Raw genomic sequence first — 12,753 nt, 5'->3', positions numbered from 1 at the left:
CGCGCATGTCACGTCAATGGGTTCTGGTCGAAAAAGTTTCGAGGACAGAAGGTCACGCATGGGTCACGGGAAACCGTCTCGGCCGGAGGGGTTGACACCCCTCCGGGGGGCCCATAGCTTCGCGTCCTGAATCGTTTCATTCAGTGGTCGTCACGACCCGATGTCACAGGAGCCTGACGTGACCGAGCTCGCCGCGGCGAAGGCCGCTCTCAAGACACAGGCCGTCGAGACGCCGTCGTGGGCCTACGGGAACTCGGGCACACGGTTCAAGGTGTTCGCGCAGCAGGGTGTGCCTCGCACCCCGTTCGAGAAGCTGGACGACGCGGCGAAGGTGCACGAGTTCACCGGCGTCGCGCCGACCGTGGCCCTGCACATCCCCTGGGACAAGGTCGACGACTACGCGGCGCTGGCCGAGCACGCCGAGCAGCGGGGCGTGAAGCTCGGGGCGATCAACTCCAACACCTTCCAGGACGACGCCTACAAGCTCGGGAGCATCTGCCACCCCGAGGCCTCCGTGCGGCGGAAGGCCGTCGATCATCTGCTGGAGTGCGTCGGCATCATGGATGCGACGGGCTCGTCGGATCTGAAGCTGTGGTTCGCCGACGGCACGAACTATCCGGGCCAGGACGACATCCGGGGGCGGCAGGACCGGCTGGCCGAGGGGCTCGCCGAGGTCTACGAGCGGCTCGGGGACGGGCAGCGGATGCTGCTGGAGTACAAGTTCTTCGAGCCGGCGTTCTACACGACGGACGTGCCGGACTGGGGTACCGCCTACGCCCACTGCCTGAAGCTCGGGCCCAAGGCGCAGGTCGTCGTCGACACGGGGCACCACGCGCCGGGGACGAACATCGAGTTCATCGTGGCGACGCTGCTGCGTGAGGGGAAGCTCGGGGGGTTCGACTTCAACTCACGCTTCTACGCGGACGACGATCTCATGGTCGGGGCGGCGGATCCGTTCCAGCTGTTCCGGATCATGTACGAGGTGATCCGGGGTGGGGGGTTCACGCCCGACGTCGCCTTCATGCTCGACCAGTGTCACAACATCGAGGCGAAGATCCCGGCGATCATCCGGTCGGTGATGAACGTGCAGGAGGCGACGGCGAAGGCGCTCCTGGTCGACGGGGACGCGCTGCGCGCCGCCCAGCGGGACGGGGACGTGCTGGAGGCCAACGCGGTCGTGATGGACGCGTACAACACGGATGTGAGGCCGCTGCTGCGCGAGGTGCGCGAGGAAATGGGGCTGGACCCCGAGCCGCTGCAGGCGTACCGCCGGTCCGGGTGGGCGTCGAAGATCGTCGAAGAGCGGGTGGGCGGGGAGCAGGCGGGGTGGGGGGCGTGATCCGCCGCGCTTCGCCTGCCGGGTGACTGTGCGTCGCAGGCCGCGGGGCGTCGTGGGTTGCCCGCGCAGTTCCCCGCGCCCCTGAGAGACCAGGCCCTGCGGGCCTGGGAAGCGAGGCGCGCAGTCCCTGTTCTTCAGGGGCGCGGGGAACCGCGCGGGAAGCCCCACTCACCCGCCCCCGGCAGCGCCCCCTGGCCTCCGAGCCGAACCCCGTACCCCGTAACCCCTTCACTGTGAGGATTGATCACGCATGGCAACCCATCCCGAAGCCGCAGCTCTGCTCGCCCGGTCCCGTCGGCTCGGTGCCGATCCCCGGAACACCAACTACGCCGGCGGCAACACCTCCGCCAAGGGGACCGACACCGACCCCGTCACCGGGGGCGAGGTGGAGCTGATGTGGGTCAAGGGGTCCGGCGGGGATCTCGGCACGCTGACCGAGGCCGGACTCGCCGTGCTGCGGCTGGACCGGATGCGGTCGCTCGTGGACGTGTACCCGGGCGTCGAGCGCGAGGACGAGATGGTCGCCGCGTTCGACTACTGCCTGCACGGGAAGGGCGGGGCCGCTCCGTCCATCGACACCGCCATGCACGGGCTGGTCGAGGCCGCGCACGTCGATCATCTGCACCCGGACTCGGGGATCGCGCTCGCCTGCGCCGCCGACGGGGAGAAGCTGACCGCCGAATGCTTCGGGGACAGCGTGGTGTGGGTGCCGTGGCGGCGGCCCGGATTCCAGCTCGGGCTGGACATCGCCGCCGTGAAGAAGGCCAATCCACAGGCCGTCGGGTGTGTTCTCGGCGGCCACGGGATCACCGCCTGGGGGGACACCTCCGAGGAGTGCGAGCGGAACTCGCTGCACATCATCCGGACCGCCGAGCGGTTCCTCGCCGAGCGGGGCAGGCCCGAGCCGTTCGGGCCGGTGATCGAAGGGTACGTCGCGCCGGGTCCCGCGCAGCGGCGGGAGCGGGCCGCAGCGCTCGCCCCGTACGTGCGGGCGATCGCCTCCCAGGACCGGCCTCAGGTGGGGCACTTCGACGACTCCGAGGTCGTGCTCGACTTCCTCGCGAGCACGGAGCACCCGCGGCTCGCGGCGCTCGGGACGTCCTGCCCGGACCACTTCCTGCGCACCAAGGTCCGGCCGCTGGTGCTGGACCTGCCGCCGAACGCCCCGCTCGAGGAGGCGATCGGCCGGCTGAAGGAACTGCACGCCGAGTACCGCGAGGAGTACGCCGCCTACTACGAGCGGCACGCCGAGCCCGACTCCCCCGCCATGCGCGGCGCCGACCCGGCGATCGTGCTGGTGCCGGGCGTGGGCATGTTCTCCTTCGGCAAGGACAAGCAGACCGCCCGGGTCGCCGGTGAGTTCTACGTCAACGCGATCAACGTGATGCGGGGCGCCGAGGCCGTGTCCGCCTACGCACCGATCGAGGAGTCCGAGAAGTTCCGGATCGAGTACTGGGCGCTGGAGGAAGCCAAGCTCCAGCGGATGCCGAAGCCCAAGGCGCTGGCGACGCGGGTGGCACTGGTGACAGGTGCCGGGAGCGGCATCGGCAAGGCCGTCGCGCACCGGCTCGCGGCCGAGGGCGCCTGTGTCGTCGTGGCCGATCTGAACGGTGAGAACGCCGCCGCCGTCGCCGAGGAACTGGGCGGGGCCGACAAGGCCGTCGCCGTGACGGTGGACGTCACCTCCGAGGAGCAGATCGCCGAGGCGTTCCGGGCGGCCGTGCTGGCCTTCGGCGGGGTGGACCTCGTGGTCAACAACGCGGGCATCTCGATCTCCAAGCCGCTGCTGGAGACGTCCGCCGGGGACTGGGACCTCCAGCACGACATCATGGCCCGCGGCTCCTTCCTGGTGTCACGCGAAGCGGCCCGGGTGATGATCGCCCAGGAACTGGGCGGCGACATCGTCTACATCGCCTCGAAGAACGCCGTGTTCGCCGGGCCCAACAACATCGCCTACTCCGCCACCAAGGCCGACCAGGCCCATCAGGTGCGGCTGCTCGCCGCCGAGCTGGGCGAGCACGGCATCCGCGTCAACGGCGTCAACCCGGACGGCGTGGTGCGTGGTTCGGGGATCTTCGCCGGCGGATGGGGCGCCCAGCGGGCGGCGGTGTACGGGGTTCAGGAGGAGAAGCTGGGCGAGTTCTACGCCCAGCGGACCATCCTCAAGCGCGAGGTGCTCCCCGAGCACGTGGCCAACGCCGTCTTCGCGCTGACCGGCGGGGACCTCACCCACACGACCGGTCTGCACATCCCGGTCGACGCCGGCGTCGCGGCCGCCTTCCTGCGATGAGCACGGCCGTGAAGTCGTACGCCGCGGTCGATCTCGGCGCGTCCAGCGGGCGTGTCATGGTCGGCCGTGTCGGACTCGACTCGCTGGAGCTGACCGAGGCCCACCGCTTCCCGAACCGGCCGGTACGTGTCCCGGAGGGGCTGCGCTGGGACGTGCTCGGCCTGTACGCCGGAGTACTGGACGGGCTGCGGGCAGCGGGACAGGTCGACTCCGTCGGCATCGACAGCTGGGCCGTGGACCACGGGCTGCTGGACGCCGACGGGGCGCTGCTCGGCAATCCCGTGCACTACCGGGACGCCCGTACGGAGGGCGTCCCGGAGAAGGTGTGGGCGACCGTGCCCGCCTGGGAGCTGTACGCCGCGACCGGGTTGCAGTACGCGCCCTTCAACACCCTGTACCAGCTCGTCGCCGCCCGCTCCACGGCCCAGTTCGCACAGGCCCGGCGGCTGCTGCTGATGCCGGACCTGCTGACGTACTGGCTGACCGGCGAGCAGGGCACGGAACTCACCAACGCGTCCACGACCCAGTTGATCGACCCGCGCACCCGCGACTGGGCGTACGGCCTCGCGGAGCGCCTCGGTGTCGACCTCGGGCTGTTCGCGCCGCTGCGGCGGCCCGGTGATCCGGCGGGGGTGCTGCGGCAGGAGGTGCTGGAGGAGACCGGGCTGACCGGTCCCGTGCCGGTGACCGCCGTCGGGTCGCACGACACCGCGTCGGCGGTCGCCGCCGTACCCGCGTCGGGTGAGCGGTTCGCCTACATCTGCACCGGCACCTGGTCGCTTGCCGGTCTGGAGCTGGACGCGCCCGTGCTCACCGAGGAGAGCCGGGCCGCCAACTTCACCAACGAGCTGGGGCTGGACGGCACCGTCCGCTATCTGCGGAACATCATGGGGCTGTGGCTGCTCCAGGAGTGCGTACGGGCCTGGGGCGACCCGGATCTCGGTGCGCTGCTGCTGGAGGCGTCCAAGGTGCCGGCGCTGCGGTCGGTCGTGGACGCGGGCGACGCGGCGTTCCTCGCTCCCGGGCGGATGCCGGAGCGGATCGCCGAGGCGTGCCGGGTCTCGGGGCAGCCGGTGCCGGAGTCGCCGGCCGAGGTGACGCGCTGCATCCTCGACTCCCTCGCGCTCGCCCACCGCCGGGCGGTCCGGGACGCCCAGCGGCTCGCCGGCCACTCGGTCGACGTCGTGCATGTGGTGGGGGGCGGTACGCGCAACGCCCTGCTGTGCCAGCTGACCGCCGACGCGTGCGGGCTTCCGGTGGTGGCCGGGCCCACCGAGGCGGCGGCCCTGGGGAACGTCCTGGTGCAAGCGCGGGCGGACGGGCTGGTCGGCGACCTGGCCGGGATGCGGCGGCTGCTGGTGAACACGCAGCCGCTCACCCGGTACGAGCCGCGCGGCGGTACCGAGCGGTGGCGCGCCGCGCAGGCTCGGCTCACCCGGAACTGAAGGGGGCTCCCGTCGGCCTCCCGACCGGGTTACGCTGCACACATCCGATGACCGACCACGAGGAGCCGCGATGCGTGTCGCCCTGTTCCTGACCTGTGTCAACGACACGCTGTATCCGGACACCGGGCGCGCCGTGGTGAAACTGCTGACCAGGCTGGGTGTCGACGTCGACTTCCCGATGGCGCAGACCTGCTGCGGGCAGGCTCACTACAACACCGGCTACCGCCATGAGGCCGAGCCGCTCGCCCGGCATTTCTCCGATGTATTCGGAGGGTACGAGGCGATCGTGACGCCGTCCGGGTCGTGCGGGGCGATGGTGCGGGAGCTGTATCCGCGGATGGGCGAACGGGCCCGGGCGGAGGGGCGTGGGGACACGCTCGCGGCCACACTGGCGCCGGTGGTGCCGAAGACGTACGAGCTGACCGAGTTCCTGGTCGACGTGCTGGGTGTGACGGACGTCGGGGCGTACTACCCGCACACGGTGACGTACCACCCGACCTGCCACGGGCTGCGCGGACTCGGACTCGGTGAGCGGCCGCTGCGGCTGCTGCGGTCGGTGAAGGGGCTGGAGCTGGCCGAACTGCCGGGCGCGGACGAGTGCTGCGGGTTCGGCGGCACCTTCGCGCTGAAGAACTCCGACGTCTCCGCGGCGATGGGTGCGGACAAGGTGCGCAACGCCGAGTCGACGGGCGCCGAGGTGCTGTGCGCGGCGGACAACTCGTGTCTGATGCACATCGGCGGGACGATGGCCCGGCTGCGGACCGGCATGCGGCCGGTGCACATCGCGGAGATCCTGGCGAGCACGGAGGAGGAACCGGCCGTATGAGCGGGACGTATCTCGGGATGCCGGCGTTTCCGGAGGCCGCAAGGGAGGCCGTGGGGAACGCGACCCTGCGCGGCAATCTGCGGCACGCCACACACACCATCCGCGCCAAGCGGGCGCAGGCCGTCAGCGAGGTGTCCGACTGGGCCGAGCTGCGCGAGGCGGGCAAGCGGATCAAGGACCACACGCTGCGCCGTCTCGACCGCTACCTCGTGCAGTTGGAGGAGTCGGTCACGGCCGCGGGCGGTGTCGTGCACTGGGCCGCCGACGCGGACGAGGCCAACGACATCGTCACCCGGCTGGTGCAGATGACCGGCGAGTCGGAGGTCGTCAAGGTCAAGTCGATGGCCACCCAGGAGATCGGTCTCAACGAGGCACTGGAGGCCGAGGGCATCCACGCCTACGAGACCGATCTGGCCGAGCTGATCGTGCAGTTGGGCAAGGACCGGCCCTCACACATCCTGGTCCCGGCCATCCACCGCAACCGGGGCGAGATCCGGGACATCTTCGCCCGTGAGATGAGCGAGTGGGGCCGCCCGGCTCCCGAAGGTCTCACGGACACGCCCGGCGAACTCGCCGAGGCCGCCCGTCTGCACCTGCGGGAGAAGTTCCTGCGGGCCAAGGTCGGCATCTCCGGCGCCAACTTCATGGTCGCCGAGACGGGCACGCTCGTGGTCGTCGAGTCCGAGGGCAACGGCCGGATGTGCCTGACCCTGCCCGAGACGCTGATCTCGGTCGTCGGCATCGAGAAGATCGTGCCGACGTGGCAGGACCTGGAGGTCTTCCTGCAGACACTCCCCCGCTCCTCGACGGCCGAGCGCATGAACCCCTACACCTCGACATGGACCGGCACCACGGACGAGGACGGCCCGCAGAACTTCCATCTGGTGCTGCTGGACAACGGCCGCACCGACACCCTCGCCGACGAGGTCGGCCGGCAGGCACTGCGCTGCATCCGCTGCTCGGCGTGCCTCAATGTGTGCCCGGTCTACGAGCGGGCGGGCGGCCACGCCTACGGGTCGGTGTACCCGGGGCCGATCGGCGCGATCCTCAGCCCTCAGCTGCGGGGCACGGGCAGCGAGATCGACGCCTCGCTGCCGTACGCCTCCTCGCTGTGCGGGGCGTGCTACGAGGTGTGCCCGGTCGCCATCGACATCCCGGAGGTGCTGGTGCATCTGCGCGAGCGGGTGGTGCAGGGCGGCGAGGTGACGCGGGCCGGCAACAAGGTGGTACTGCGGCCCGCGAAGGGGCATGCCGCCGAGCGGGCGGCGATGCGTGCGGCACGCTGGGCGTTCACGCACGCGGGGGCGCTGCGCACCGGCCAGCGCGTCGCCTCCCGGACGCGTCGCTTCCATCCCCGGACGCTGCCCGGCCCGGGCAGGGCCTGGAGCGGGACCCGGGAGCTGCCGCCGGTGCCCGCCGAACCGTTCCGGGACTGGTGGCAGCGCACTCGTGGTGGGAAGGACGGGGACAGGTGAACAGCAGGGAACTGATCCTGGGACGGGTGCGTCGCGCGCTGGCGGACACACCGGCCGACGCGACGCCCGTCGTGAGGGACTACCTGCGCGAGCACGGGCAGCGGACCGTCGCGGAGACGGTGGAGCTGCTCGCCGGGAACCTGGCGGACTACCGGGCGCTCGTGCACCGCACGGACGCCGCCGGACTGCCCGGTCTGATCGCGGGGCTGCTGGACAAGCACGGGTCGGCGTCGGTGCTGGCGCCGCCCGGGCTGGACGAGGCGTGGCTGGCGGCGACCTCGGTGACACGGGTGGCCGACCGGGCCGAGAGCAGTCCGGGGGAACTGGACCGGGTGGACAGTGTGGTGACGGCCTGTGCGGTCGCGATCGCGGAGACCGGCACCATCGTGCTGGACGGCTCGCCCGACCAGGGCCGCCGCCGGATCACCCTCGTCCCGGACCACCACATCTGCGTGGTGCGGGTGCCCGGCCAGGTCGTGTCGTCCGTACCGCAGGGACTTGAACGCCTCGACCCGGCACGCCCGTTGACATGGATCTCGGGGCCGTCGGCGACCAGTGACATCGAGCTGGACCGCGTGGAGGGGGTGCACGGTCCGCGCACGCTGGAGGTGATCATGGTCGGCCGGGACTGACCCCCGCCCTTGCGTGAACGTGCGCTGGGCCTCGCCCCACGGCAGGTCGCGGCCGACCGGACGGGTGGCTGACCGGTCCGTCGCCGCGGCGGCCCCGTCAGCGCGTGCCTGAGGCGTCCAGCAGGGCGGTCACGGTCAGGCCGTCGAGCGTCTCGATCCCCGCCCCGGCCCGCGCGCCGGCCCCGTCGAGGACCAGCATCAGCTGACGGGCGAGCAACTGCGGATCCCGTGCCCCGCCTTCCGCGGCCTGGGTACGGAAGAAGCTCAGCTGCTTCCGAAGAGCTGGTACATGGACCGCTTCGAGACCCCGGCGCTGCGGCACAGCGTCTCGATGCCGAGGGAGACGCCCTCGCGGTAGAACAGCTCGCCCGCCGCATCGAGGAGCCGGTCCCGGGTGGACGCCTTGTCGATTGTGGCCATACGGGCCGCCCCGCTGCGGGAAACCGATCGGTTTCGCCGTGGATCCCGGGCGGGAATCCCGTGACAGCGTGGGTGAACAAGCGCTTAGATAGTGCCCCTGCCCGTCAGTCCCACGCCGCCGTCCTGGAGGCCACCGGTGTTCACATCCGTCGACGACGTCTCCGCACGCCTCGCCGAGGCCGGCTACCTCGCCTCGACCGCGGTCGCCACGACCGTCTTCCTCGCCGACCGCCTCGGCAAGCCGCTCCTGGTGGAGGGCCCGGCCGGTGTCGGCAAGACCGAGCTCGCCAAGGCCGTCGCCGAGGTGGCCGGAGCCCGGCTGGTGCGTCTGCAGTGCTACGAGGGCGTCGACGAGTCCCGGGCGCTGTACGAGTGGAACCACGCCAAGCAGCTCCTGCGCATCAGCGCGGGCCGCGACGAGACGTGGGACGAGGCCCGTACGGACATCTTCAGCGAGGAGTTCCTGCTCACCAGGCCGCTGCTGACCGCGATCCGGGGCGACGACCCGAAGGTCCTGCTGATCGACGAGACCGACAAGGCCGACGTCGAGGTGGAGGGCCTGCTGCTGGAGGTGCTCAGCGACTTCCAGGTGACCGTCCCCGAGCTCGGCACCATCACCGCGACGCGCCGGCCTTTCGTCGTCCTCACCTCCAACGCGAGCCGGGAGCTGTCCGAGGCGCTGCGCCGCCGCTGCCTCTTCCTGCACATCGGCTTCCCCGACGACGAGCTGGAGCGCCGGATCGTACGGCTGAAGGTGCCGGGGCTCGACGAGACCCTGGCCCGCTCGGTCGTCCGGGTCGTGGGTGCGCTGCGGGCGATGGACCTGCGCAAGGTGCCGTCGGTCGCCGAGACCGTCGACTGGGCGCACACCCTGCTCGCACTCGGCGCCGGGTCGCTGGACGAGACGGTCGTGAAGGCCACCCTCGGCGTGCTCCTCAAGCATCAGGACGACGTCCTCAAGGCGTCCGCCAAGCTCGACCCGGACGCCCTGTGACGACGCCGGCGGGCGTCGCCGAGCGGCTGACGTCGCTGGTCGGGGCGTTGCGCGCGCACGGCGTGCGGATCGGCACCGGGGAGACGGTCGACGCGGCACGGGCGGTCGCGGAACTCGGCCTGGCGGACCGGGAGCTGCTGCGCGAGGGCCTCGCGGCGACGCTGCTGCACGGGCCCGCGCAACGACAGGTGTTCGACCCGGTCTTCGACCTGTACTTCCCACGCGGTGTCGGCGGTCCGGAGCAGCGGGCGGCGGGGCGTGAGGACCTGCGGGACCGGCTTGCCGACGCGCTGGCCGCCGACGACCGGGCGATACTGGGCCGCCTGGCGATCGAGGCGGTCGACGGCTTCGGCGGCTACGGCTCCTCGCCGGAGTCGGACGGCTGGTCGTCGTACCAGGCCCTCGAACGGTTGCGGCCGCAGACCCTGCTGGCCCGGGTGCGTGACACCGTCCGGGGGCAGGGCGGGAGGCAGGGGTTCGCGGACCGGCTGCTGGAGGACGAGATCCGGCGGCGCATCGACGCCTTCCGCGCCCTGGTGGCCGCGGAGGCACGGCGGCGGGTCGCCGAGCGGCGCGGCCGGGACGAGATCGCCCGGCGGGCGGTGGCCCCGACCGCGGACCGGGTCGACTTCCTGTTCGCCGGGCAGGACCGGCTCGCCGAGCTGCGCAGAACGGTGCAGCCGCTGGCCCGCAGACTCGCGACCCGGCTGGCGGCCCGGCGCCGTCGCGCCTCCCGGGGCGCGATCGATCTGCGGCGGACCCTGCGCGGTTCGCTGTCGACGGGCGGAGTGCCGATGAAGCCGGTGCTGCGCGCCCGGCGTCCGGCCCGCCCCGAACTGGTGCTGCTGTGCGACGTGTCGGGATCGGTCTCCGGGTTCTCCGATTTCACGATGCTGCTGGTGCAGGCGCTGCACGACCAGTTCAGCAAGGTGCGCGTGTTCGCCTTCGTCAACCGGATCGACGAGGTGACCGGGCTGCTGGAGCACGGGCGGGCCGATCCGGAAGGGCTGGGCGCCCGCATCCAGGCGGAGGCGGCCGTCACGGGCTATCACGGGAGCAGTGACTACGGCATGGCCCTGGGCGAGTTCGCCGAGCGGTACGCGGAGGCGGCCGGTTCCCGCACGACCGTGTTCGTCCTCGGTGACGCCCGTACGAACCGGAGCGACCCGAATCTGCCCGCCCTTCGGCAGATCGCCGAGCGGGCCCGCCGCGTCCACTGGCTGAACCCCGAGCAGAGCTCCCGCTGGGGCACGGGCGACTCCGTCGCGCCCTCCTACGCCGAGCTGGTCGAGATGCACGAGTGCCGCAACGCCCGGCAGTTGAGCGCACTTGTGGCCCGGCTGCTGCCGGTCTGATCAGGCGGCGGCGAGCTGCGGGCAGAGGGCGGCCTTGGACATTTCCATAAACAGTAAATATAAAACTGTTATGCTTCGAGCATGAGTCGTCCCGACACCGCTCCCGGCGCGTCCGCCGCCATCGGGGCAGCCCTCTACGGCCTGGCCACCAGGGCCGCGAGACGCCTGCCCCGGGACATGAGCCTGACGTCCGCCGCCACCCTGGCCACCCTGGACCGGACCGGCCCGCGGCGCATCACCGATCTGGCCGCGGTCGAGGGCGTCACCCAGCCCGCGATGACCACCCTGGTCCGGGTGATGGAGGAGTCCGGCCTGGTCGAGCGGCGGGGCGACGCGTCCGACAGGCGGGTCACGCTGGTGTGCCTGACCGAGGCCGGCACCTCCTATGTCCGGACGCGGCGCCAGGCGGGCGTCCACGCGTTCGAGCGGTTGATCGGCGAGCTCACCGGCGACGAGGTCGAGGCGCTGGTGGCGGCCCTTCCGGCGCTGAAGCATCTGGCAGAGCTCGAAAGCCAGGACCGCGACGGGCCGAAGCAGTGACCGGGCGCCCGGTCGGCGGGGTCGCGGCGAAGGCGTTCCCGGTGGCGCGTTCCGAGGCGCGGCTGCTGGTCCCCGCCCTGATGTTCATCGCTCTGGTCGTGGCGGCGGTCGCCAGCCTCGGGACGCCGCTCATCACCAGCGTGGCGACCTCGTTCCACGTCTCGCTCGGCAGCGCGCAGTGGACGCTGACCGTCGCGCTGCTCAGCGGCGCCGTCGCCACGCCGGTCCTGGGCCGGCTCGGAGCCGGCCCGCACCGGCGGGCCACGATCCTCGCCACGCTGGCCATCGTCGTCGCCGGTAGCGGGCTCACCGTGCTGCCGCTGCCGTTCGCCTGGCTGCTGGCCGGCAGGGCGGCCCAGGGCGTCGGGCTCGGGCTGACGGCGCTGATGATGGGCGTGGCCCGGGACCACCTCCCCGAGGAGCGCAGCGGGGCCGTGATCGCCCTGATCTCGGTGGTCTCGATCATCGGGGCGGGCGTCGGCTACCCGCTGGCCGCACTGTTCGCCGAGTTCGGCGGGGTACGGGCCGCCTACGGTTTCGGCCTGGTCGTCACCGCCGCCGCCCTCCTGACCGCGTGGCGCTCCATGCCCGAAGCCCCCGAAGGCCGCTCCGCCCACGTGGACGTGGCAGGCGCGGTCGTGCTGGCCGCCGCGCTGCTCCTGGTGCTGTTCCTCGCCGGCGAACGGAATCTGTGGAGCCGGCACCCCGCCGTGGCGGTCGGCCTCGCCGTCGTCGCGGTGGTGCTGCTCCACATCTGGGCCGTCATCGAGCTGCGCAGCACGACGCCCCTGGTCGATGTGCGGGCGGTGCGGCACCCGGCGGTCGCCGGGGCGAACCTCGCCATGTTCGTCGGCGGGATCGGCATGTACCTCCTGCTCACGCTCATCACCCGGTACGCGCAGACGCCGCACGGCGCCGGCTACGGCTTCGGGCTGACGACCTTCGTCGCCGGGCTGGTCCTCATCCCGTTCTCGGTGCTGGGGTTCGTGGCCGGCAAGCTCACACCGCGGGTCCGCACGCGGATCGCCGACCCCCTGCTCCTGGCCGGCAGCGCCGTCGTGGTCGGCTGCGGGTTCGCCCTGTTCGCGGCGGCCCGGTCGGACCTGGCCGAACTGTTCGCGGCGATGGGCGTGCTCGGCTTCGGCGTCGGCGGCTTCTCGGCCGCGATGCCCGGCGTCATCCTGGCCGTCACCCCCAGGAGCGAGACGTCGAGCGCCATGAGCTTCAACTACGTCGTGCGCAGCGTCGGGTACTCCCTGGGCAGCGCCATCGGCGGCCTGTTCCTCGCCGCGGGCACCGGCCCCGGCCACCTCTTCCCCGACGACAGCGCCTACACCACCGCGGCGCTGGTCGGCATCGGCGCCATGGCGATCACGACGCTGACAAGCCTCGCTCTCGCCCGCCGACGCTCGTCCGATACCAACCCGTAAGTCGGAT

At 71.9% G+C, this 12,753-nt stretch carries 10 protein-coding genes and 1 pseudogene; 10 read left to right on the top strand and 1 reads right to left on the bottom strand.

Annotated elements, in window-relative coordinates; genetic code table 11:
- Positions 1–178 precede the first annotated feature (178 nt).
- The 6 genes from rhaI (at position 179) to ACFCXS_RS21250 (ending at position 8,007) form a co-directional block, all read left to right on the top strand.
- Positions 179–1,339, top strand: coding sequence for an L-rhamnose isomerase (rhaI, locus tag ACFCXS_RS21275; RefSeq protein ID WP_376644907.1), 1,161 nt, complete (start codon positions 179–181; stop codon positions 1,337–1,339).
- A gap of 250 nt (positions 1,340–1,589) precedes the next feature.
- A complete protein-coding gene (locus tag ACFCXS_RS21270) occupies positions 1,590–3,629 on the top strand; it encodes a bifunctional aldolase/short-chain dehydrogenase (protein ID WP_376644906.1) in 2,040 nt (679 codons plus the stop codon).
- Positions 3,626–5,074: a rhamnulokinase family protein gene (locus ACFCXS_RS21265; RefSeq protein WP_376644905.1), complete on the top strand. Its 1,449-nt coding sequence runs from the start codon at positions 3,626–3,628 to the stop codon at positions 5,072–5,074. Before ACFCXS_RS21270 ends, ACFCXS_RS21265 begins: the two co-directional genes overlap by 4 nt.
- A 70-nt stretch (positions 5,075–5,144) precedes the next feature.
- Entirely contained in the window at positions 5,145–5,900 is a 756-nt protein-coding gene (locus ACFCXS_RS21260) for a (Fe-S)-binding protein (RefSeq protein WP_376644904.1), read from the top strand.
- A complete protein-coding gene (locus tag ACFCXS_RS21255) occupies positions 5,897–7,375 on the top strand; it encodes a LutB/LldF family L-lactate oxidation iron-sulfur protein (protein WP_376644903.1) in 1,479 nt (492 codons plus the stop codon). Before ACFCXS_RS21260 ends, ACFCXS_RS21255 begins: the two co-directional genes overlap by 4 nt.
- A complete protein-coding gene (locus ACFCXS_RS21250; protein WP_376644902.1) occupies positions 7,372–8,007 on the top strand; it encodes a lactate utilization protein C in 636 nt (211 codons plus the stop codon). Before ACFCXS_RS21255 ends, ACFCXS_RS21250 begins: the two co-directional genes overlap by 4 nt.
- A 97-nt stretch (positions 8,008–8,104) precedes the next feature.
- Here ACFCXS_RS21250 and ACFCXS_RS21245 read toward each other — a convergent pair.
- Positions 8,105–8,427, bottom strand: a pseudogene (locus ACFCXS_RS21245) (TetR/AcrR family transcriptional regulator).
- Between the two features lie 136 nt (positions 8,428–8,563).
- On the opposite strand from ACFCXS_RS21245, the gene ACFCXS_RS21240 reads away from it, so the two are divergent.
- The 4 genes from ACFCXS_RS21240 (at position 8,564) to ACFCXS_RS21225 (ending at position 12,746) form a co-directional block, all read left to right on the top strand.
- The gene (locus ACFCXS_RS21240) at positions 8,564–9,421 is read left to right on the top strand and encodes an AAA family ATPase (protein ID WP_376644901.1); all 858 of its coding nucleotides are present in this window, start codon (positions 8,564–8,566) and stop codon (positions 9,419–9,421) included.
- On the top strand, positions 9,418–10,776 hold the full coding sequence (locus ACFCXS_RS21235; RefSeq protein WP_376644900.1) for a VWA domain-containing protein: 1,359 nt from the start codon (positions 9,418–9,420) through the stop codon (positions 10,774–10,776). Before ACFCXS_RS21240 ends, ACFCXS_RS21235 begins: the two co-directional genes overlap by 4 nt.
- A gap of 177 nt (positions 10,777–10,953) precedes the next feature.
- Positions 10,954–11,316: a MarR family winged helix-turn-helix transcriptional regulator gene (locus ACFCXS_RS21230; RefSeq protein WP_376644998.1), complete on the top strand. Its 363-nt coding sequence runs from the start codon at positions 10,954–10,956 to the stop codon at positions 11,314–11,316.
- Positions 11,313–12,746 carry an MFS transporter gene (locus ACFCXS_RS21225; protein ID WP_376644899.1) on the top strand — a complete coding sequence of 478 codons (1,434 nt, stop codon included), beginning with the start codon at positions 11,313–11,315 and terminating at the stop codon, positions 12,744–12,746. The genes ACFCXS_RS21230 and ACFCXS_RS21225 overlap by 4 nt, the downstream gene beginning before the upstream one ends.
- Positions 12,747–12,753 lie beyond the last annotated feature (7 nt).

The organism is Streptomyces sp. NPDC056373, assembly GCF_042262425.1.
Taxonomy (GTDB): domain Bacteria; phylum Actinomycetota; class Actinomycetes; order Streptomycetales; family Streptomycetaceae; genus Streptomyces.
Note: the sequence above shows the minus strand (reverse complement) of the source record. Positions and strands in the feature narration are given on the sequence as shown.